Source organism: Variovorax sp. 160MFSha2.1, assembly GCF_048305075.1.
GTDB classification, from domain to species: domain Bacteria; phylum Pseudomonadota; class Gammaproteobacteria; order Burkholderiales; family Burkholderiaceae_C; genus Variovorax; species Variovorax guangxiensis.
In genome coordinates this window covers 3,613,009-3,633,312 of the sequence record NZ_CP157624.1, presented here as the reverse complement: position 1 = coordinate 3,633,312, position 20,304 = coordinate 3,613,009, and the positions used below count along the sequence as shown (strand labels likewise).

The window sequence follows — 20,304 nt, the reverse complement described above, 5'->3', positions numbered from 1 at the left end:
TTCCTGTTCCTCGCGAGGCTATCGGAGAGCCCAGCGGTTGTTCCGGTTGTGGATGTAGATGTACACGTTGTCGCTGCGGTCGCGGGCGACGCCGGCACGGCCCCAGGGAAATGCCGCCGGGTTGCCGGAAACGCCCATGGAGGCCAGCCAGCGCTCGTGGAAGCGATAGCGCTGGTCTACGCTGCCGTAGAAGTCGGCTTCCTCGAGCTTGCGCAGGGCGGGCGTCGTGAGAGTGAGGGAGCAACTGACCAACAGCAGTTCTTCGAAACGCAACATGAGCTGCACGGCCATGTCGCCGGATGTCGTGGTTGCGCTTGCGAAGACGCAGTCGACGAGCCGGCCTTCGACAAGCACGGCCTGGGCCGTCCGTGCGAAAGAGTCTGGCAGGCTGTCGGCGCGGGTGTCGGTACAGGCAACGACGCCGGCCGCCGAGAGACAGCCGTTCGTCGTGTCCAGATGGAGTGCCGTGTTCACCTCACCGCCCGGATGCCAGCGTCTCAGCGCGTGTTCTGCGCCCGGTACCGGTACTGCCCTGGCGCAGGCCCGACCTCGATGGTCACGCGGCGCAGTTTCTCGTCGTGGCCCGAATCCGCCTTTGCCGTGACGACGATGCCGCGCGGCGTGGCGCGGCAGGTGAGGTCGGACAGGGAGATTTCCGCGTGGTCGTTGTCCAGCTCGGCGATGGCGACCGTGTGCTCTGCGCGCAGGCTGCCGTTGGCGTCGCGGCTCATCCACTGCACGTAGAGGAACGACTGGGCGTACTGCTCGGCGTGCACCACGCGGTAGGTGCCCTGGTGGTCCTTGCCCCAGGTGCCGCACATCTGCACCCAGGTCACCGCGTCGGCCGTGCTGAAAGCCTCGTAACCGTAGTTCATGCCCAGTGCGCGGGCGGCGTTCGTGCCGCCCAGCGCCAGCAGTGCCGCGAACACGGCGCCTCGCGCGGCGGTGGCGGTCCGGGTGGTCGTCATCAGCGTTCCCCCTTGCGGTACGGTTTCATCAGCGCCTGCGGGTAGCTCGCCTTGCGTGCCACCAGCACCAGCGCCAGGATCGACAGCAGGTAGGGCAGCATCAGGTAGATCTGGTAGGGCAGCACGGCGTCGCCGGATTGTTGCAGCCGCAGCTGGAGCGCATCGAAGAAGGCGAACAGCAGCGCGCCCAGCAGGGCCTTGCCCGGCCGCCACGACGCGAACACCACCAGCGCCACGCAGATCCAGCCGCGTCCGTTCACCATGTTGAAGAAGAAGGCGTTGAAGGCCGACAGTGTGAGAAAGGAGCCCGCCATGCCCATCAGCGCCGAGCCCGCGACGATGGCGCCGGTGCGCGTGGCCGCGACCGAGACGCCCTGGCTCTCGGCTGCCTGCGGGTTCTCGCCGGCCATGCGCAGCGCCAGGCCCAGCGGCGTGCGGTACAGCACCCAGCCCACCACCGGCACCAGCAGCAGCGCGAACAGGGTGAGCGCGGTCTGCGCGTTCAGGATCGGGATGGGCAGCCAGTCCATCGGCGAGAAGGGCGTGATGGTGGGCGGCGTGTTCACCTTCGGAAAGCTCACGCGATAGCCGAAGTAGCTCAGCGCGGTCGCCAGCAGCGTGATGCCCAGCCCCGAGACGTGCTGCGATAGCGCCAGCCCCACGGTCAGGAAGGCGTGCAGCAGCCCGAACACCATGCCCGCGAGCGCGGCCACGCCCACGCCCACCCACAGCGGCGCGCCCGCGTACACCGCGAGCCAGCCGGTGAAGGCGCCCGCGACCATGATCCCCTCGATGCCGAGGTTGAGCACGCCCGCGCGCTCGCACAGCAGCACGCCCAGCGTGCCGAGGATGAGCGGCGTGGCGATGCGCAGCACCGCGACCCAGAATGCGGCGTTGGAAAGAATGTCGAGGAGGTCGCTCATTTCGTCATCCTCACCCGGTACTGCGTGAGCAGCGTCGCCACCAGCACCGCGATCAGCGAGGCCGCCACGATCACGTCGGCGATGTAGGTCGGTACGCCCACCGCGCGGCTCATGGTGTCGGCGCCGACCAGCACGCCCGCCACGAATACGGCGGCTGCGATCACGCCCAGCGGATGCAGCCCCGCCAGCATCGCGATGACGATGCCGGTGTAGCCATAGCCCGGTGACATGTCGAGCGTGACGTAGCTGGTGCGGCCCGCCACCTCTATGGCGCCCGCCAGCCCAGCCAGCGCGCCCGAGAGCAGCGCCACCATCACCACCGTGCGCGTCACCGGCACCCCCGCAAAGGCGGCGGCGCGCGCGTTCGCGCCCACGGCGCGGATGTCGAAGCCCAGCACCGTGTACTTGAAGATGGCCCACACCATCACCGCCAGCGACACCGCCCACAGCAGGCCGGTGTGCACCCGCGTCTGCGCGACGAGCTTGCCGAGCTCCAGGTCGGACTGCAGCGACACGCTCTGCGGCCAGCCCATGGCGCTCGGGTCTTTCATCGGCCCGTCGAGCAGCGCCGACACGCCCAGCAGCACGATGAAGTTGATCAAGAGCGTGGTCACGACCTCGTCCACGCCCAGCCTGTTCTTCATGAGCGCCGGGCCCAGCAGCATCAGCGCGCCCGCGATGGCGGCGGCCAGCATCATCAAGGGAAACAGCAGCCACGGCGACAGCTCGAAGCCGGTGCCGCCGTGCATGCCGCCCACTGCCACGGCAGCCAGCGCGCCCGCGTAGAGCTGCCCCTCGGCGCCGATGTTGAAGAGCCGCGCCTTGAAAGCGACGGTGGCCGCCAGCCCGGTAAGGATCAGCGGGATCGCGCGCGTCAGCGTCTCGCTCCACGCGAACACCGAGCCGAAGCCGCCCTGCAGCAGCAGCGCGTAGGTGCGGCCGACCGGCGCGCCGGCCCACCGCACCAGCAGCGCGCTGATCGCCATCGTGAAGACGATCGCGCCAATGGGGGCGAGCACCAGCGCCGTGCGCGAGGTTTCGTGGCGTCGTTCGAGCCGCATCATGACGGGGCTCCCTTGGCGGGAGCTGCTGTCGCACCGGCCATGGCCAGCCCGATCGCCTCGCGCGTCCAGGCCGAGGCCGGGCGCGCTTCGCCCAGGCGGCCGCCGTGCATCACGGCCACACGGTCGCCCAGCGCGAGTACTTCGTCGAGGTCGTCGGAAATCACCAGCACGGCGGCGCCTGCGTCGCGCGCGGCGATCAGCTGCTGCTGCACGTAGGCGACAGCGCCGATGTCCAGGCCCCAGGTGGGCTGGTGGGCGACGATCAGGCGCGGCGCGCGGTTCGGATGCTTCCTGTCGGCCTTGTCCTGGCTGGAGTCCAGCTCGGGTTGTTCGGGCGCCAGCAGTGCGCGTCCAAGAATCAGTTTCTGCATGTTCCCGCCCGAGAGCGAGCGAGCCGGCGCCATGAGGCCGGCACCGCGCACGTCGAAGGCCTTTTCGATGCGCCGCGCATGGAGGCGGGCGGCGGCGCGTTTCACGATCCACGACCAGCGCGAGAACACGGGGCTGCGCAGCCGCTCCGACACCGCGTTCTCCCATACCGGCAGGTCGCCGACCACGCCGACCGCATGGCGGTCTTCGGGGATGCGTGCGACGCCGCGCTGCACCAGCCGGGCAGGCGAGGGCGGCAACGCTCGGCCCATCAGCTGCGCCGTGCCCGAGCTTGCACGGCGCGTGCCGCAGAGCAGCTCGGCCAGCGCGACCTGTCCGTTGCCGGAAACGCCGGCGATGGCGGTGATCTCTCCGGCGCGCAGCGTCAGCGATACCTCGCGCAGCCGGTCGCGCCCGTCGCCCTTGGCGGAGGCCGCGGTGCTCACGTGGTCGAGCACGCAGACGGCATCGCCCACCGATTTCGCGGGCCGGCGCTGCGGCGCCTCGACCGCATGCCCGACCATCCACAGCGCGAGCTGCGCCTGCGTGGTGTCGGCCGTGCGTGCCTCGGCCACCAGCTTGCCGCCGCGCAGCACGGCGATGCGGTGCGACACGCGCAGCACCTCGTCGAGCTTGTGGCTGATGAAGATCACCGACAACCCCTGCGCCACCATCTGCGCGAGCGTGGCGAAGAGCGCCTCGCCCTCCTGCGGCGTGAGCACGGCGGTGGGCTCGTCGAGGATGAGGATGCGCGCTCCGCGGTACAGCGCCTTGAGAATCTCCACGCGCTGGCGCTCGCCGACCGAGAGGCTTCCTACCAGCGCGTCGGGCTGCACCGGCAGGCCGAAGCGCCTCGCCACGTCGAGCAGCCGCTCGCGCGCGGCGGCGCGGCGCGACACCGGGCGCCACAGCGGCTCGGTGCCCATCATCACGTTGTCGAGCACGCTCAGGTTGTCGGCCAGCGTGAAGTGCTGGTGCACCATGCCCACGCCGGCCGCCAGCGCGGCCTTGGGGTTGCCCGGCGGCAGCGGCGAGCCGAAGACCTCGATGCCGCCCTCGTCGGCGACGTAGTGGCCGAAAAGAATGGACATCAGCGTGGATTTGCCCGCGCCGTTCTCGCCAAGCAGCGCGAGCACTTCGCCGGTCTTCAGGTCGAGCGAGACCGCGTCGTTGGCGACGAGGCTGCCGAAGCGCTTGGTGATGCCCTGCAGGCGCAGGACGGTGGCACTTGCTCCCCCCGCCGGAGGGAGCGGCGACGCAGGTGCCGTCACTTCCACGCGGCCAGGAAGGCCAGCATGACCTTGGCGGAGTTGTCCGCCGCGATGCCCATGAAGGTGCCCATCTCGTTCTCGCCGTCGCCGCCGCCCGCGAGGTCGCTGAGCGAGCGGAAGGCGATGAAGGGCACGCCGTTGCTGTAGGCGACCATGCCCACGGCGGCGGTCTCCATGTCGAGCACGTTGGCCTGGAAGGTCTTGTAGGTGTATTCGCGGTAGGCCTTGTTGTCCATGAAGGCCTGGCCCGAGACGCCGTTGCCGCCTACCACCAGCTGCGGCTTGCGCGGCAGGCACTTGCCGGCGCTGCAGTTGGCCAGATCGACGTTGCGGATGCTGCGTGCCACTTCCAGCATCTTCGGGTCGGCCTCGAACCAGAACTTGCGCTGGATCTCGGGGTGCGCCGCCGAGCGAACCTCGACCGGGCGCGGGAACATCATGCCGAAGTTGGGCAGCGTGGCGTCGGTGATGAAGGGTGGCGCGCTGTACTTGCCGGGCGCGGTTTCGCGGGCCATCAGCACCTCGAGGTACTGGCCCCATTGCGCCGGCACGGTGACGTCGCCCACGTGCAGCGACGGGTTCACGCCACCGGCGATGCCGCTGAACACGATGTTGGTCACGTGAAAGCGGTTGAGCACCAGCTGCGTGTTCATCGTGGCGTTGGTCATGCTGATGCCCGAGAGGAACAGCACGACCGGCTTGCCTTCCAGCGTGCCGGTGGTGAACTCCACCCCGTTCACACTGTGCTTCGCCGGCCCCTGCAGGCGCGTGAGCAGCAGTTTCAGTTCCGGCTCGAAGGCCGACAGCACCGCGATGCGCGGCGTATCGTCGAGCCGGGTGCTGCTGTTGATGGCGACGGCGCCGCCCTTGTAGACACCCACACAGCCGGTCAGCGAAATACCGAGTACCGCGGCGGCAAGAACGCCTCTGACTGTTCGGGGAACACCGCGGAACCGGCTTTGCCGGGCCGCAGGTGTTGCCCCCTGCAAGGGGGTAGGAGAGGCGACACGAAGTGCGCAGAGCCTGGGGGTGTACTTCATTTTGCGGTGGACTTCGGCTGCGAGTCGTCCACTTTCACGGTGAACTTGCCCGAGAGGATGTCGGCTTGCTTGGCCTTCACCTTCGCGACGATGTCGGCCGGAACCTTCTTCTCGAAGGTGCCCAGCGGCGCGAGTTCGGAGCCCTTGTATTTCATCTGCGCGTAGATGCCGTAGTCCTCGGCGGCGAACTTGCCTTCCTTCACGAGCTTGATCGCTCGGTCGGCGGCCGGCTCGAAGTTCCACAGGGCCGATGCCACCACCGTGTCGGGGTACTGGCTCTGGGTGTCGATCACGTTGCCGATGGCGAGCTTGCCCTTTTCCTTGGCGGCATCCGAGACTCCGAAACGCTCCGCGTACATCACGTCGGCACCCTTGTCGATCATGGCGAAGGCCGCTTCCTTGGCCTTCGGCGGGTCGAACCAGCTGTTGATGAAGCTCACGCTGAATTCCACCTTCGGGTTCGTCTCCTTCGCGCCGGCCATGAAGGCGTTCATCAGCCGGTTGACCTCCGGAATCGGGAAGCCGCCGACCATGCCGATGCGGTTGCTCTTGGTCATGCCGCCGGCCACCATGCCGCTGAGGTAGGCGGGCTCCTGGATGTAGTTGTCGAACACGCTGAAGTTGGGCGCCTGCGGCTTGAGCGACGAACCCATCAGGAAGGCGACCTTGGGGAAGTCCTTCGCCACCTTGCGCGCCGCGGCCTCCACGCCGAACACCTCGCCCAGGATCAGCTGGTTGCCGCCGGTGGCGTACTCGCGCATCACGCGCTCATAGTCGGCGTTGCTCACGTTCTCGGTGGCCTTGTACTCGATCTCTCCACGCGCCTCGGCCGCCTTCAGCGCCTTGTGGATGCGGCCCACCCATTGCTGCTCGAAGGGCACGGTGTACACCGCCGCCACCTTCAGCTTGGCCTGCGCGAGCGCGAGGCCCGGGGCACCAACCGCGGCAAGCGCTGCGGCAACGGCGACGGAACGGACGATCAATTGACGGCGTGCGGTCACGGTACTTCTCCTCGAGGTATGGAAATCTTCTTGTGGGGCCGCCTCACCGGCAGCCCGCGGCCACCGGACGATGGCGTGTGCGCTGGAGGGCGGGGTTACTTGGTGCCGAAGATGCGGTCGCCGGCGTCACCGAGGCCAGGGAGGATGTACCCATGGCTGTTTAGCTCGCGGTCGATCGCTGCGGTGTAGATCGCCACGTCCGGGTGCGCCTTCTGCATCGTCGCCACGCCCTCGGGGCAGGTCAGCAGGCAGACGAACTTGATCGACTTGGGGTTGAGCTCCTTCAGCCGCTCGACCGCCGCCACGGCCGAGTTGCCGGTGGCCAGCATCGGGTCGACCACGATCACGTCGCGGTTCTCCATCTCGCCGGGCATCTTGAAGTAGTACTCCACGGCCGTCAGCGTCTTGGGGTCGCGGTACAGGCCGATGTGGCCGACGCGCGCGCCGGGCACCACGGTGAGCATGCCGTCCAGGATGCCGGTGCCGGCACGCAGGATGGACACCAGCACAAGTTTCTTGCCGTCGATGACCTTGGCCTGCATCGTTTCGAGCGGGGTCTCGACCTCGATGTCCTGCATCGGCATGTCGCGCGTGACCTCATAGGCCATCAGCATGCTGATTTCGTTGAGGAGCCGGCGGAAGCTGTTGGTGGAGGCATCCTTGCGGCGCATCAGCGTGAGCTTGTGCTGGATGAGGGGGTGGTCGAGGAGGTGGACGTTGCTGCTCATTGGAGTTCTTTGTGGCGTTGCTGAAAGACAGGGAACCCGAGAGTCTAAAAGACGGTGCCGTCGCTCTCGATCAGCAGGGGCGGAGCACCGTCACGCAAGCGCTGTGCCAGCGCGCGGCCCGCAGCCCAGGTGCCGCCTTCGAGCACACAGGCCAGCGGAAGCTCCTCCTCGGTGCGGTCGAGCACCTTGCGTACGCGCGGCGCCACCTCGTCGAGCAGCGCCACGGTGAGCGCGCGCCATTCGACGATGAATTCGTCGCCCACCTTCCAGGTGCGGGAGAGGAAGGCCGGGTCCTTCGGCACGATCACGCCGCTGTCGATCAGCAGGCCGCCGTTGCGGTACTCGGGCAGGGCGGTGAGCGCGTCGAGGTGGCGCACCTTCACGCCGGCCCACTCGAAGGGTTCGAGCAGCGAGTACGTGAGCCACTGCGAGAGCTTGTGAAAGGGCATCCAGCCATTGGTGAGGCCGGGGCCGCGCACGGCGCTGTGGCGCCAGCAGTCGCCGAGCGCCAACGCCGGGTCGCCCGAGCCGATGCCGCCCGCGTTGTCGCTGCCGTCGGCCGCGATGCTGTCGACCGCGTTGGCCGCTGGCCAGATCCGCGAGAGCGTCTCCAGCAGCAGCGAAAGGATCTGGTGCGCCGTGATCTCGGCGGTGGGCGGCGTGGCCGCGCCGAAAGGCGCCACCAGTGCATCGAACATGCCGGCGGGCCGGCCTTCGTCGCCGAAGGTCTCGGGCTGCTCGCTCATCGCCTCGCCGAGCCGGCGCAGCAACACAGCGCGGCCCGCGAGGCCGACCAGCGGATTGACCTCGCTCACCTGGAAGGCGTCGCCCAGCCGCTCGGTGACCAGGCCGCGCAGGCCGGCCGCGTCGACCTGGAAAGGCCGGTCGGGGTCGGACGAGAAGAGACCGCTCGTGAACGCGTGGAAGCTCGCCACGCCCAGCCCCTCGGAGCGCGTGAAGCGCTGGCCGGTGGCCGATTCGGTGTAGTGCCAGCCGGCGCCGGCACCGGCGTCGAGCAGCACGCTCACCAGCACCAGGTCGATGTGCGCGCTGGCGCGCTGGCGTGCGTCGACCTTGCCGAGCAGCCTGTCGAGTTCCTCGACCCGGTTCACGCCGCCGGCCTCGAAGTGGCGCCAGCGGCTGTGGTACGGGATGGTGTCCCACGGATAGCGCTCGCGCGTGACCTCGGCCACAGTGCGCGCCGCGTCCTCGAGCGCGTCGTCGCCGCCGATGCGGAACCACTGCGATTCGCCGCGCCGCGCGCGCGCCAGCAGGGCGTTCGCGCGCTGGCGGATGGCCGCGGTGGTGCGCAGCAGCGTGGCCGCGCCCGATGGGTGGGCGGTGTCGGCGTTGAATTCGATGGACGGATCGACCTCGCCCGCGCCGCCGGGCGGCAGGCTGCCGGAGCCGTCGACCGGCAGGTTGGGGTCGTCGTTGCTGCTGTTGCTGTTCTTGCTCATTCGCTCAATCCCCGGCCCTTGGCCTTCTTGAGTTCCTCGGCGTCCGGCACCGGGCCGGGCGTGAAATAGCCCGCCGCCATCTTGGCGTCCATCTCGACGCGGGCGTCCGCGGGAATCAGTTCATCGGGAATGTTCACGCGCTCGCCGATCTCTATGCCCGAGCCGGTGATCGCGTCGAACTTCAGGTTGCTCATCGACACCAGCCGATGGATCTTCCTGATGCCGAGCCAGTGGAAGACGTCGGGCATCAGCTCCTGGAAGCGCATGTCCTGCACGCCGGCCACGCACTCGGTGCGCGCGAAGTACTGGTCGGCCGTGTCGCCGCCCACCTGGCGCTTGCGCGCGTTGTAGACCAGGAACTTGGTCACCTCGCCCAGCGCCCGACCTTCCTTGCGCGAGTAGGCGATGAGGCCGACGCCGCCGCGCTGCGCGCCCTGGATGCATTCCTCGATGGCGTGCGTGAGGTAAGGCCGGCAGGTGCAGATGTCGGAGCCGAACACGTCCGAGCCGTTGCACTCGTCGTGGATGCGCGCGGTGAGCTCGACCTCGGGGTTGGCCAGGTCGCGCGGGTTGCCGAAGATGTAGAGCGTCTGCCCGCCGATGGGCGGCAGGAACACCTCGAGGTCGGAGCGCGTGACCAGCTCGGGGTACATGCCGCCGGTTTCCTCGAAGAGCGTGCGGCGCAGGTCGGTTTCGGAGCAGCCGAAGCGGCGCGCCACCTCGGGCAGGTACCACACGGGCTCGATGGCGGCCTTGGTCACCATCGCGGCGCCGCCTGCGGTGAGGAACTTGCCGTCGGCCTTGAGGCGGCCCTTCTGCAGCGCCTCGATCACCTCCGGCAGGATCACGTGCGCCTTGGTGATCGCGATGGTCGGGCGGATGTCGTAGCCTGCCGCCAGTTCAGTGGCGAACACCTCGGCCACCTGCGCGCCCCAGGGGTCCAGCGACACGATGCGCCCCGGCTCGCTCCATTGCGGATAGGGGCCGATCGTGTCGGTGGGCGCGGTGTTGGTCAGGTCGGCCTTGTGCTCGCGCTTGAGCGCGCCGGCCGCCACCGCGAGCGCCCGGTAGACGCTGTAGGAGCCGCTGTGCGTGCCGATCACGTTGCGGTGCGCCCGCTTGGTGGTGGTGCCGACCACCGGCCCCCGCTCCGCTGCCGTGGCTGCGCCCCAGCGGATGGGCAGCGCGCCGAAGCCGCCGGCGTGCGAGGTCAGCCGGATGTGGCCGGTCGACGTGGAGGGGTGCAGCGGGGGGAGGGGCATCGCGCCGGTGGCGCCGCCGGGGACGGAAGGGATCGTTGTGCTGTCAGCAGACATTGGTGGCCCTCAAAAAATGCAATGTACCGATCAGGCGTGCGGCTTGCAAGCAACGGGCCACGCGCGAGCCGCGGCGCGAATGGGGAACAATGCGCGGGGACGGCGGATGGACCGGATGCGATGGAGGAAAGAACGATGCGTGTGCTTCCCTGCGTATTTCTCGCCCTGGGCCTGCTCGGCCTGAGCGGCTGCGACAAGGCCAAGGAGGGTTTCTCCGAAGGCTTCGATACCGCCTTCAGGGCCAGTTTCCGGGAGAGCTTCATCGGCAGCTGCGTCAAGAGCGCGGGCGAGCGCGGGAACAAGTCGGAGGAAGAGCGTAAGAAGCTGTGCACCTGCGCGGCCGACAGCGTCATGAAGGACACCTCCGTGGCCGACCTGCAGGACCAGGAAAAGGTCGGGGCGCGAATCGGCCCGATCATCCAGCAGTGCTTGAAGCAACCCTGAAGCAGCCCTGCCGGCGCCGCCGGCCCCGGCACAATCGGCCGGAACTTTTTCGACAAGGCTGTAACCAGCCAGCCCGATGGAACGAAACACCGTAGGCAGCAGGAAGAACCCCGGCGACGTGGAAGCGGCGCTGCGTGGCCTGTTCCTCCGCGGCCTCGACGGCGACGCGAAGGCCTACCGCGACTTCCTGCTGCAGCTCAGCGCGCATTTGCGCGCCTTTCTGGGCAAGCGCCTCTTTGGCTGGCCCGATGAAGTGGAAGACCTCGTCCAGGAATGCCTGCTCGCCATGCACAACCAGCGCCATACCTACCAGAGCGACCAGCCGCTGACGGCCTGGGTGCACGCCATCGCGCGCTACAAGATGATCGATCTGCTGCGCGCCAAGTCGGCCCGCGAAGATTTGCATGAGCCGCTGGACGACGACCTGGCCGTGTTCGCCGAATCGGCGCAGGAGGCCAGTGACGCGAAGCGCGACCTCGGCGGCCTGCTCGAGACCCTGCCGGATCGCCAGCGCCTGCCGATCGTGCACGTCAAGATCGAGGGCCGCTCGGTGGCCGAGGCCGCGAGCCTGACCGGCATGTCGGAATCGGCCGTCAAGGTCGGCATCCACAGGGGGCTGAAGGCGCTGGCCGCCCGCTTCGGAAATGGCTGGGGGGCTGCGGCATGAAGACCGACGACCTCGTCTCGATGCTGGCCAACGGCGAGGTGGCCGTCTCGCGCCGGCGCGCCAGTTCGCGCATCTGGCTGGCGGTGCTGCTGGGGCTTCCGTTCTCGTTCGCGATCCTGCTCTCCGGCTACGGCGTGCGGCACGACATCGTGCAGGCCATGTTCTGGCCGATGTTCTGGGTCAAGGTGCTGTTTCCGCTGTGCATCGCGGCCGCCGGCTTCGTGGCCGCCGAACGGCTCGCGCGGCCGGGCGTGAAGCCCCGGCATGCCTGGATGGGCGCGGTGCTGCCGGTGCTCGGGGTGTGGCTGCTGGCGGCGATAGCCTGGTTCACCATGCCGGCCGACGATCGCATGCCGGCGCTGATGGGGCAGTCGTGGCGCATCTGCGCGGCGAGCATCGGGCTGATGGCGCTGCCGGTGTTCGCGGCCGCCCTGTTCGCGCTCAAGGGCATGGCGCCCACGCGGCCCGCGCTGGCGGGCGCGGCGGTCGGCGCGCTGGCAGGTGGCGTGGGAGCCTCGGTCTATGCGCTGCACTGCATGGAGCTGACCGCGCCGTTCCTCGCCGTGTGGTACGTGAGCGGGATCGCGGTGCCCGTGCTGGTGGGGGCGCTGCTGGGGCCGCGCCTGCTGCGCTGGTAGGCAGCAGTCAGGCGGGCCGGTTCCTGGGCTCTCAGCGCTTCTTGCTGCCGAAGATCCCGCCCAGCACGCCGCGCAGGATCTCCTTGCCCACCGAGGTGCCCATGGTGCGCACCGCCGACTTGGCCATGGTCTGCACCAGCCCGTCGTGCTTGGCGCCGCGCGGGCCGGTGGTGCCGAAAAGCATGTCGTTGAGCATGCCGCCCATGCCCGAACCCGAGGATTCGGCGGTGCCCTTGGCGGCGCCCGGCGCGGCAGGGGCAGGGGCAGGGGCGTCCGGCGCGCTTTCGGCGCGGCCCTTTAGCTTTTCGTAGGCCGATTCGCGGTCCACCGACTTCTCGTAGATGCCCGCGACCAGCGAGCCGTCGATCAGCGCCTTGCGCTGCTCGGGCGTGATCGGGCCGAGCTGGCTGGCCGGCGGCAGCACGAACACGCGCTCGGTCACGCTGGGGCGGCCCTTTTCGTCGAGCAGGCTCACCAGCGCCTCGCCGACCGCGAGTTCGGTGATGGCGGTCTCGATGTCCAGGCCCGGCTTCTGGCGCATGGTGCTGGCGGCCGCCTTCACGGCCTTCTGGTCGCGCGGGGTGAAGGCGCGCAGCGCGTGCTGCACGCGGTTGCCGAGCTGGGCCAGCACGGTGTCGGGAATGTCCAGCGGGTTCTGCGTAACGAAATACACGCCCACGCCCTTGGAGCGCACCAGCCGCACCACGAGCTCGATGCGCTCCACCAGCGCCTTGGGCGCCTCGTTGAACAGCAGGTGGGCCTCGTCGAAGAAGAAGGCCAGCTTGGGCTGCTCGGGGTCGCCGACCTCGGGCAGCTGCTCGAAGAGCTCCGACAGCATCCACAGCAGGAAGGTGGCGTACAGCCGCGGCGAATTCATGAGCTTGTCGGCCGCGAGCACGTTGACCACGCCCTTGCCGCCCACGGTCTGCATGAAGTCGGCGATGTTGAGCATCGGCTCGCCGAAGAATTTGTTGCCGCCCTGGGTCTCGATCTGCAGCAGCCCGCGCTGGATGGCGCCCACGCTGGCGGCGCTGATGTTGCCGTACTGGGTGGTGAACTGGCTCGCGTTCTCGCCCACGTACTGCAGCATCGCGCGCAGGTCCTTCAGGTCGAGCAGCAGCAGGCCGTTGTCGTCGGCGATCTTGAACACCAGGTTCAGCACGCCGGCCTGCGTTTCGTTCACGTCGAGCATGCGGCCCAGCAGCAGCGGGCCCATGTCGGAGACCGTGGCGCGCACCGGGTGGCCCTGTTCGCCGAACACGTCCCAGAGCGTGACAGGGCAGGCCGCGGGCTCGGGCAGCTCGATGCCGCGTTCCTTCAGCGTGGCGGCCAGCTTGTCGCCGATGCTGCCCTTCTGGCTGATGCCGGTCAGGTCGCCCTTGACGTCGGCCATGAACACCGGCACGCCGATGGAGGAAAGCTTCTGCGCGATGGTCTGCAGCGTGACGGTCTTGCCGGTGCCGGTGGCGCCGGTGATGAGGCCATGGCGGTTGGCCAGGCCGGGCAGGAGGTTGCACTCGATGGTGTCGTGCCGTGCGATCAGAAGAGGGTCGGCCATGGGGCGCTCCGTCGTATGGGAAGCGGGCAGTCTAATCAACCGGCACTCCTATAATCCACGGCCCGCACGGTGGTTCAGGAAAAAGTTTTAGGAGGTTTTTTTGTCATCGACTGCCCAGCCCCCCATTCCCGCCAACGGCGACGCCTCCGAACAGTCGCCGATCGAAAAAGAGCTGGCCGTGCTGCTCGTGAACGCGCTGAATCTCGAGGTCGCTCCCGAGGACATCGTGCCGACCGAACCGCTGTACGGCGAAGGTCTCGGCCTCGACTCCATCGACATCCTCGAAGTGGCGCTCGAAGTCTCGCGCCGCTACGGCTTCCAGCTGCGTTCCGACGACGAACGCAACCAGCAGATCTTCCAGTCGCTGCGCACGCTCGCGGCACACGTGGCCCAGCATCGCGTAGCCACCTGATCCCATGTCCCGATGGCGAATAGCGCTCCTGCTGGTGGTGGGGGTCGCATATGCCGGCCTCTCCCACTGGATGACGCTGTTCCACGCGACCCAGCCGTGGGCGGTGGTCGTGCTGCTCGGTCCGCTGTGGCTCGCAGCCATGGGCCTGGCCGGCAGCTGGTTCGGCCGCTGGGGCGTCGCCATTGCTGCTGCAGTGGGCATCGGCGGCTTCTCGCTCGTCTTCCTCGGCGAGGCGGGCGACCCCAACCGGCTGTACGTGATGCAGCACGTGGCCATCAACGGCGCGCTGTGCGGCTGGTTCGGCTCCACGCTGCGCGGCAAGGGATTGCCCCTGATCACGCAGTTCGCGCAGCGCGTGCATCCGCTGCGCGGCCACATGCTTTCCTACACCACGCAGCTCACGCGCATCTGGACCGGCTTCTTCGCCGTGATGGTGCTGGCCTCGGTCATCATCTACCTGACACGGCCGTTCTCCGACTGGTCGCTGTTCGCCAACGTGCTGTCGCCGGTGATGGTGACGCTGCTCTTCGTGGGCGAGCACCTGGTGCGCTACCGGCTGCATCCCGAATTCGAACGCACGCGCCTCGTGGACGCGGTGCGCGCGTTCTATGGCACGTCGTCGGTTGACAGCAGCCCCGGCGGCCAATGAAACAGGCCTTGACACAGGCCCCGCCCGCGTGACGACAGACGACAACCGATTCCTGCCACTGCTCGCGAACCGCGACCCCGACGCACCCCTCGCATGGCGCGCGGGCGTTCCCGTGAGCGCGCGCCAGTTCCTGGCCGACGTGGCCCGCTTCGCTCCCACGCTCCCCGCGGAGGGCGATGCCGTCAATCTCTGCGGCGACCGCTATGCCTTCGCGGTGAGCCTCGGCGCGGCGCTGGTGCGCGGCCGCGCGAGCATGCTGCCGCCCGACGCGCGGCCCGACACGATCTCGCGGCTGCTCGAATCGCACGGCTCGCCGCTTTTCGCGCACACCGACGCCTCGCACATTCAGACGCCGGGTATCGAGCGCCTGCTGCTCGAAGGACTGGCCGGCCCCGCGGATGATGCCCCCGTGGACGTGCCGCGCATCGACGCGGGCATGCACGCCGCGAGCCTGCTGACTTCGGGCTCTACCGGCGTCCCCCAGCCGCACGCCAAGACCTGGCGCACGCTGGTGGGCGACGTGGCCGTGGCTGTCAAGCGCCTGTGCCGGGTGCTGGAGCGCCCGACGCTCGAAGGCCTGACCCTGGTCGCCACGGTGCCGGTGCAGCACAGCTACGGCCTGGAGTCGTCGGTGCTGCTGGCGATGCTGGGGGGCGCGGCCTTCGAGAGCGGCCGGCCGTTCTTCCCGGCCGACGTCGCGAAGACGCTGGCCTCGGTGCCGCGCCCGCGCGCGCTGGTGACCACGCCGTTCCACCTCAAGACGCTGCTGCTCTCGGGCATCGAGCTGCCGCCGGTCGACCTGATCCTGTCGGCCACCGCGCCGCTGTCCCCGCAGCTCGCGCAGCAGGCCGAACAGGCGATGGGCGGCGTGCTGCTCGAGATCTACGGCAGCACCGAGTCGGGCCAGGTCGCCACGCGCCGCACCACCGACAACGAGATCTGGGAAACCTTCGGCGAGATCCGCGTGCATGCCGAGCCTTCGGCCGACGGCGGGCCCGAGCGCTTCATCTTCAGCGGCGACTTCATGCCCGAGCCCACGCCCATGGCCGACGTGCTCGAGCTGCTGGACGAGCGCCGCTTCCGGCTCTTCGGCCGCGCCAATGACCTGATCCACGTGGCGGGCCGGCGCAGTTCGCTCGCGCACCTGAATTTCCACCTCAACAGCATCCCCGGCGTGGACGACGGCGCCTTCTGGCTGCCCGACGAGGTGGCCGACGGCGTGGTGCGGCCGGTGGCCTTCGTGGTCGCGCCCACGCTGTCGGCGGGCGAGATCATCGCCGCGCTGCGCCAGCGGCTGGAGGCGGTTTTCGTGCCGCGCCGCGTGGTGCAGGTGAAGTCCTTCCCGCGCGAGGGCACGGGCAAGCTCACCGTGCGGGCACTGCGCGAATTCGCGCTGGCGCAGCTCGCGGAAGACGATACGCCGGTGCAGATGGCCCATGCGGTGCCGGCCGATCACCCCGTGTTCGCCGGCCATTTTCCGGGCCAGCCGCTGCTGCCCGGCGCGCTGGTGCTGGCCGAGGTGATGGAGGCCATCCGCCGCGTGCCGGCGCTGGTCACTCGGCTGGGCGGGCATCCCACGCTGGCCGCGGCCAAGTTCCTCGCGCCCGTGCGGCCCGGCGCCGTGCTCTCCATCGAACTGAACCCTGAGGCCGGCGCCTCCCACGGCGTGCGATTCGACGTTCGCTGCGACGGCGTGGTGGCTGTCACCGGCCGCTGGACCGGCGTGCAAGAGTCGGACTGATGAAGCACACCGACGTCGAGAGGCGCGCCCTGGACGAGGCTTCCCGCAACGGCCAGGCGGAACCCAAGGGGGAGCGTGGCGAGGGCGGCGACTGGGCACGCGCGCCGGAGCGCAGCAACATGCTCGCGCTGCGCTTCATCGTGATGATGGCGCTGGTGTTCGGCCGGCACATCACGCGGCTGCTGCTGCCGCCCATTGCCCTGTACTTCCTGCTGTTCGCGCCGGCGCAGCGCCGGCACATCAAGCGCTACCTGTTCCGCGCCATCGGGCCGCAGGCGGGTTGGGTCGACGGCTTCCGGCTGCTGCATGCCTTTGCCTCGACGGTGCTCGACCGCGTGTATTTCCTGCGCGGGCGCATGGACCTGTTCAAGGTGAAGATCCGGGGCAACGAGCCGCTCGACCTTGAGATGGCGAACGGGCGGGGCGCCTTCCTGCTCGGCGCCCACGTCGGCAGCTTCGAGGCGCTGGGCGCCTGCAAGCAGCAGACGCACCAGCGCCACTTGCGCGTCGCGATGCTGATGTACCCCGACAACGCGCGGCGCATCACCGGCATCCTCAACGCCATCGCGGTGCCCGAGCTGCGCCCCCACGTCATCGCGCTGGGCCGGCCGCATTCGATGCTGGAGCTTCGCGACTGGCTCGACAGCGGCGGCATGGGCGGCATGCTGGCCGACCGCACGCTGCCCGGCGGCGAGGAACAGCCCGCGCACCAGCGCGGCAACAACATCGTGCTGCCTTTTCTCGGGCAGCCCGCCGTCTTCAACGACGGTCCCTTCCGCCTGGCCGCGCTGCTGCGCCGCAAGGTGTTCTTCATGGCGGGTCTCTACGACGGCGGCGCGCGCTACGATGTCCGGTTCGATCCGCTGGCCGATTTCGGCGAGCGGGCAGCCAGCCCGGCGGAGCGCGAGCAGCGCATCCGCGCGGCGGTCGAAGCCTACGTGGCGCGCCTGGAGGCGATGTGCCGTGCGTACCCCTACAACTGGTTCAATTTCCATGATTTCTGGCTCGAAGATGCGGCTTGACCGGCTCTGCAGGGCATTCGTGCTCGCGCTGGCCTTCTGCGCCGTGCCGGCCTGGGCGGCCTTCGACCTGCCCGAACTGATGACGCTGCTGGCCAAGCAGAAGAGCGGGGAGGCCCGCTTCACCGAGCAGCGCTTTGTGCACGGCCTCGAAGGCCCGCTGGACGCCAGCGGCACGCTGAGCTTCGACGCGCCCGACAAGCTGGTGCGCCGCACGCTGTCGCCGCGCGTCGAGACGATGGCGGTCGAAGGCAACACGCTCACGCTGTCGCGCGGCGGTCGCAACCGCACGCTGGCGCTCGACAGCATGCCCGAGCTGCTCGGCCTGGTCGAAGCGATGCGCGGCACGCTGACGGGCGACGGCGCCACGCTGCAACGCTACTTCCGCAGCACCGTGTCGGGCTCCGCCGCCAGGTGGACGCTCGACCTCGCGCCGCTGGACAGCCGCCTTGCCGCCCAGGTGCGCAGCATGCGCATCAGCGGCCGCGCGAGCGACGTGCTGGGGCTCGAGATGGAATTCGTCGGCGGCGACCGTTCGGTCATGAACATCACGCCGGGCGCCGCCGGCCCCGGGCCGGCTCCAGCGCCGGCCGGCGCTCCCGGACGCACCACGCCGTGATGCAGCCGGGGCAGCTGCAGCAGGCGGGCGGTCCGCCGGCCTGGAGGCGCAGGGCGGCCGTGCTGCTGGCATGGCTGCTGGTGCTGCTGTGCGGCGTGGTGGTCATCGCGCGCACGCAGATCGGCGCCGATCTCTCGGCCTTCCTGCCCAAGAGCCCCGACGTGCGCCAGCGCGTGCTGATCGAGCAGCTGCAAAGCGGCGTCGCCTCGCGCACGCTGATGCTGGGCATCGAAGGCGGCAGCTCGGCGCAGCGGGCCACCGTGTCGCGCGCGGTTGCGAAGGAAATGCGCGAGAGCAAGCTCTTCGAGCTGGTGCAGAACGGCGACGTGAGCGACTGGAGCGACAGCGGCACCTGGGTGTTCCAGCACCGCTACCAGCTCTCGCCGGGCATGAACCCGGGGCATTTCACCGTCGAGGGCCTGCGCGACGCGATCAACGAGACTCTGTCGATGCTGGGCACGCCGGCCGGCAACGTGATCAAGCCCTTCCTCGACCGCGACCCGACCGGCGAGACGCAGCGCATCGCCATGGAACTGGTGCCGGCCAGCTCGCCGCGCAGCGAGGACGGCGTGTGGATGTCGCGCACCGCGCCGCGCGCGCTGATGATCGCCACCACGCGCGCCGCCGGCAGCGACCTCGATGCGCAGGCCGTCGCCATCGCCCGCGTGCACTCGGCCTACGAGGCTGCGACGCGCGGCATGGGCGCCGAGGCTCCCAAGCTGCTGCTGAGCGGCCCGCCGGTGTTCTCGGTGATGAGCCGCGACAAGATCAAGACCGAGGCGATCCATCTCGCCGTGGTGGGCGGCATCGTCATGGGCGGGCTGCTGCTTCTGGCTTTCGCCTCGCCGCGCGCGCTGGTCATCGCCTTCCTGCCGGTGGCCACCGGCGTGGTGATCGGCACCGCGAGCGTGAGCCTGGTGTTCGGCTCGGTGCACGGCCTTACGCTGGGCTTCGGCAGCACCCTGATCGGCGAGACGGTCGACTACGCCATCTACTACCTGATCCAGGCGCGCCAGGTCGGCGCGGGCGCGGTGGCCGGTACCGGCTGGCAGCGCTGGCGCGACCTGAACTGGCCCACCGTGCGGCTGGGGCTGCTGACCTCGGTGTGCGGCTTCGCGGCGCTGGTGTTCTCGGGCTTCCCGGGGCTGGCGCAACTGGGCGTGTTCTCCATCGCCGGGCTCGTCTCGGCCGCGTTGGCCACGCGCTACGTGCTGCCGGTGCTGGCGCCCGATGGCGCCACCGGCATGGGCATGCGCCGCTACATGGCGCAGCTGGCAGGCGCGCTGGTACGCGGCCTGCCGCGCCTGCGATGGCCGCTGGCAGCGCTGGGCGTGGCGGCGCTGGCGCTGGTGCTGTGGCAGGGCGGCCACCTGTGGCGCGCGGACCTTGGCGCCATGAGCCCGGTGCCCAAGGCTTCCCAGCAGCTCGACGAAATGCTGCGCAACGACATCGGCGCCAGCGACGGCGGCGTGCTGGTGGTCGCCTTCGGCGACGACGAGCAGGCCGCGCTGCGCCACACCGAGGCGGCCGCCGCGAAGCTGGATGCATTGGTCGACAGCGGCGAACTGGTCGGCTACGAGACCGTCACCCGCGTGCTGCCGAGCATGGAAGTGCAGCTCGCGCGCATCGCGGGCCTGCCCGATGCCGCGACCCTGCGCGCCAATCTGGCCGAGGCCACCAAGGGCCTGCCGCTGCCGGCCTCGCGGCTCGAGCCCTTCCTGGCCGACATCGAGGCCGCGCGCAAGCTGCCGCCGGTGCAGCGCGCCGAACTGGCCGAGGGGCCGCTGGGGCCGGTCCTGAACACGCTGATGTACCAGCGCCCTGGCGGCGGCTGGGGCACGCTGGTTGTGCTGCACCCCGGCGCGAAGTTCGACCAGGGCCGCCTCGAAGCGGCGCTGGCGGGTCTGCCCGAAGTGCAGGTGGTCGACGTGGGGCGCGAGCTGGCCAGCCTGTACCAGCGCTACCTGCACGAGGCCTTCGTGCAGGTGCTGCTCGGCGCGCTGGCGGTGGTGGTGCTGCTCGGCATCTACCTGCGCTCGTGGCGCCGGCTGCTGGCCGTGTGCCAGCCGCTGCTGTTCGCGGTGGTGCTCACGCTGGGCGGCATGGCCGTGCTGCAGGCGGCGCTGGGCATCCTGCACCTGGTGGGGCTGCTGCTGATCGTGGCGGTGGGCTCGAACTACGCGCTCTTCTTCGACCAACTGCGCACGACCGGCAGGGCCGACGAAGACACGCTGGCCTCGCTGATGCTGGCCAACCTGACGACCGTGGTGTCCTTCGGGCTGATCGCGATCTCCGACATTCCGGCGCTGTCGTCCATCGGCCGGGTGGTCGCTCCGGGGGCGCTGCTGGCGCTGCTGCTGTCGGCGGCTTTCGCGCGGCGAGTGGGGCCTTCGAAGGCTTCGCGCGGCGCATGAGGG

Annotated in this window: 20 protein-coding genes; 9 read left to right on the top strand and 11 right to left on the bottom strand. The window is 69.5% G+C overall.

Annotated elements, in window-relative coordinates; translation table 11 throughout:
* Positions 1-18: 18 nt before the first annotated feature.
* The 10 genes from ABL838_RS16395 to ABL838_RS16350 form a co-directional block, all read right to left on the bottom strand.
* Entirely contained in the window at positions 19-474 is a 456-nt protein-coding gene (locus tag ABL838_RS16395; RefSeq protein ID WP_418121185.1) for a hypothetical protein, read from the bottom strand.
* A 23-nt stretch (positions 475-497) separates the two neighbouring features.
* Entirely contained in the window at positions 498-968 is a 471-nt protein-coding gene (locus ABL838_RS16390; protein WP_418121184.1) for a hypothetical protein, read from the bottom strand.
* Positions 968-1,891: an ABC transporter permease gene (locus ABL838_RS16385; protein ID WP_418121183.1), complete on the bottom strand. Its 924-nt coding sequence runs from the start codon at positions 1,889-1,891 to the stop codon at positions 968-970. Before ABL838_RS16385 ends, ABL838_RS16390 begins: the two co-directional genes overlap by 1 nt.
* A complete protein-coding gene (locus ABL838_RS16380) occupies positions 1,888-2,952 on the bottom strand; it encodes an ABC transporter permease (protein ID WP_418125873.1) in 1,065 nt (354 codons plus the stop codon). Before ABL838_RS16380 ends, ABL838_RS16385 begins: the two co-directional genes overlap by 4 nt.
* Positions 2,952-4,601 carry an ABC transporter ATP-binding protein gene (locus ABL838_RS16375; RefSeq protein ID WP_418121182.1) on the bottom strand — a complete coding sequence of 550 codons (1,650 nt, stop codon included), beginning with the start codon at positions 4,599-4,601 and terminating at the stop codon, positions 2,952-2,954. The genes ABL838_RS16380 and ABL838_RS16375 overlap by 1 nt, the downstream gene beginning before the upstream one ends.
* A complete protein-coding gene (locus ABL838_RS16370; protein ID WP_418121181.1) occupies positions 4,592-5,476 on the bottom strand; it encodes a 5'-methylthioadenosine/S-adenosylhomocysteine nucleosidase in 885 nt (294 codons plus the stop codon). Before ABL838_RS16370 ends, ABL838_RS16375 begins: the two co-directional genes overlap by 10 nt.
* A gap of 155 nt (positions 5,477-5,631) precedes the next feature.
* Positions 5,632-6,636 carry a BMP family protein gene (locus ABL838_RS16365; protein WP_418121180.1) on the bottom strand — a complete coding sequence of 335 codons (1,005 nt, stop codon included), beginning with the start codon at positions 6,634-6,636 and terminating at the stop codon, positions 5,632-5,634.
* 95 nt (positions 6,637-6,731) lie between these two features.
* Entirely contained in the window at positions 6,732-7,364 is a 633-nt protein-coding gene (gene upp, locus ABL838_RS16360; RefSeq protein ID WP_093194973.1) for a uracil phosphoribosyltransferase, read from the bottom strand.
* A gap of 44 nt (positions 7,365-7,408) precedes the next feature.
* Positions 7,409-8,824 (bottom strand): URC4/urg3 family protein, encoded by a 1,416-nt coding sequence (locus ABL838_RS16355; RefSeq protein ID WP_418121179.1) that lies wholly within the window; start codon positions 8,822-8,824, stop codon positions 7,409-7,411.
* Positions 8,821-10,140 (bottom strand): GTP cyclohydrolase II, encoded by a 1,320-nt coding sequence (locus ABL838_RS16350; protein ID WP_206169448.1) that lies wholly within the window; start codon positions 10,138-10,140, stop codon positions 8,821-8,823. The genes ABL838_RS16355 and ABL838_RS16350 overlap by 4 nt, the downstream gene beginning before the upstream one ends.
* Before the next feature lie 135 nt (positions 10,141-10,275).
* On the opposite strand from ABL838_RS16350, the gene ABL838_RS16345 reads away from it, so the two are divergent.
* The 3 genes from ABL838_RS16345 to ABL838_RS16335 all read left to right on the top strand — a co-directional run bounded on the left by ABL838_RS16345 (position 10,276) and on the right by ABL838_RS16335 (position 11,889).
* Complete coding sequence (locus ABL838_RS16345) at positions 10,276-10,584, top strand: hypothetical protein (protein WP_184637634.1); 309 nt, start codon at positions 10,276-10,278, stop codon at positions 10,582-10,584.
* A 76-nt stretch (positions 10,585-10,660) separates the two neighbouring features.
* Positions 10,661-11,251 (top strand): sigma-70 family RNA polymerase sigma factor, encoded by a 591-nt coding sequence (locus ABL838_RS16340; RefSeq protein ID WP_418121178.1) that lies wholly within the window; start codon positions 10,661-10,663, stop codon positions 11,249-11,251.
* Positions 11,248-11,889: an NrsF family protein gene (locus ABL838_RS16335; protein WP_418121177.1), complete on the top strand. Its 642-nt coding sequence runs from the start codon at positions 11,248-11,250 to the stop codon at positions 11,887-11,889. Before ABL838_RS16340 ends, ABL838_RS16335 begins: the two co-directional genes overlap by 4 nt.
* 31 nt (positions 11,890-11,920) lie before the next feature.
* On the opposite strand, the gene ABL838_RS16330 is transcribed toward ABL838_RS16335, so the two are convergent.
* Positions 11,921-13,447: a helicase HerA-like domain-containing protein gene (locus ABL838_RS16330; RefSeq protein WP_418121176.1), complete on the bottom strand. Its 1,527-nt coding sequence runs from the start codon at positions 13,445-13,447 to the stop codon at positions 11,921-11,923.
* 100 nt (positions 13,448-13,547) lie between these two features.
* Here ABL838_RS16330 and ABL838_RS16325 point away from each other — a divergent pair, with 100 nt between their 5' ends.
* The 6 genes from ABL838_RS16325 to ABL838_RS16300 are packed head-to-tail and all read left to right on the top strand — an operon-like array spanning position 13,548 to position 20,301.
* Complete coding sequence (locus ABL838_RS16325) at positions 13,548-13,859, top strand: phosphopantetheine-binding protein (protein ID WP_093194980.1); 312 nt, start codon at positions 13,548-13,550, stop codon at positions 13,857-13,859.
* Positions 13,860-13,863: 4 nt separating this feature from the next.
* A complete protein-coding gene (locus ABL838_RS16320; protein WP_126020253.1) occupies positions 13,864-14,508 on the top strand; it encodes a hypothetical protein in 645 nt (214 codons plus the stop codon).
* 28 nt (positions 14,509-14,536) lie between these two features.
* Positions 14,537-16,249 (top strand): AMP-binding protein, encoded by a 1,713-nt coding sequence (locus ABL838_RS16315; RefSeq protein ID WP_418121175.1) that lies wholly within the window; start codon positions 14,537-14,539, stop codon positions 16,247-16,249.
* Entirely contained in the window at positions 16,249-17,271 is a 1,023-nt protein-coding gene (locus ABL838_RS16310; RefSeq protein WP_418121174.1) for an acyl-CoA synthetase, read from the top strand. The genes ABL838_RS16315 and ABL838_RS16310 overlap by 1 nt, the downstream gene beginning before the upstream one ends.
* Positions 17,243-17,887 (top strand): LolA-related protein, encoded by a 645-nt coding sequence (locus ABL838_RS16305; protein ID WP_418116538.1) that lies wholly within the window; start codon positions 17,243-17,245, stop codon positions 17,885-17,887. The genes ABL838_RS16310 and ABL838_RS16305 overlap by 29 nt, the downstream gene beginning before the upstream one ends.
* A complete protein-coding gene (locus tag ABL838_RS16300) occupies positions 17,887-20,301 on the top strand; it encodes an MMPL family transporter (protein WP_418121173.1) in 2,415 nt (804 codons plus the stop codon). Before ABL838_RS16305 ends, ABL838_RS16300 begins: the two co-directional genes overlap by 1 nt.
* The last annotated feature ends 3 nt before the right edge of the window (positions 20,302-20,304 follow it).

Bases quoted from the DNA above. Each gene is read 5' to 3' on its own strand.
- ABL838_RS16300 (WP_418121173.1), top strand. From the start codon at position 17,887: ATGCAGCCGGGGCAGCTGCAGCAGGCGGGCGGTCCGCCGGCCTGGAGG.
- ABL838_RS16335 (WP_418121177.1), top strand. From the start codon at position 11,248: ATGAAGACCGACGACCTCGTCTCGATGCTGGCCAACGGCGAGGTGGCC.
- ABL838_RS16350 (WP_206169448.1), bottom strand. From the start codon at position 10,140: ATGTCTGCTGACAGCACAACGATCCCTTCCGTCCCCGGCGGCGCCACC.
- ABL838_RS16320 (WP_126020253.1), top strand. From the start codon at position 13,864: ATGTCCCGATGGCGAATAGCGCTCCTGCTGGTGGTGGGGGTCGCATAT.
- ABL838_RS16330 (WP_418121176.1), bottom strand. From the start codon at position 13,447: ATGGCCGACCCTCTTCTGATCGCACGGCACGACACCATCGAGTGCAAC.
- ABL838_RS16310 (WP_418121174.1), top strand. From the start codon at position 16,249: ATGAAGCACACCGACGTCGAGAGGCGCGCCCTGGACGAGGCTTCCCGC.
- ABL838_RS16390 (WP_418121184.1), bottom strand. From the start codon at position 968: ATGACGACCACCCGGACCGCCACCGCCGCGCGAGGCGCCGTGTTCGCG.
- upp (WP_093194973.1), bottom strand. From the start codon at position 7,364: ATGAGCAGCAACGTCCACCTCCTCGACCACCCCCTCATCCAGCACAAG.
- ABL838_RS16380 (WP_418125873.1), bottom strand. From the start codon at position 2,952: ATGCGGCTCGAACGACGCCACGAAACCTCGCGCACGGCGCTGGTGCTC.
- ABL838_RS16345 (WP_184637634.1), top strand. From the start codon at position 10,276: ATGCGTGTGCTTCCCTGCGTATTTCTCGCCCTGGGCCTGCTCGGCCTG.
- ABL838_RS16340 (WP_418121178.1), top strand. From the start codon at position 10,661: ATGGAACGAAACACCGTAGGCAGCAGGAAGAACCCCGGCGACGTGGAA.
- ABL838_RS16385 (WP_418121183.1), bottom strand. From the start codon at position 1,891: ATGAGCGACCTCCTCGACATTCTTTCCAACGCCGCATTCTGGGTCGCG.
- ABL838_RS16305 (WP_418116538.1), top strand. From the start codon at position 17,243: ATGATTTCTGGCTCGAAGATGCGGCTTGACCGGCTCTGCAGGGCATTC.
- ABL838_RS16355 (WP_418121179.1), bottom strand. From the start codon at position 8,824: ATGAGCAAGAACAGCAACAGCAGCAACGACGACCCCAACCTGCCGGTC.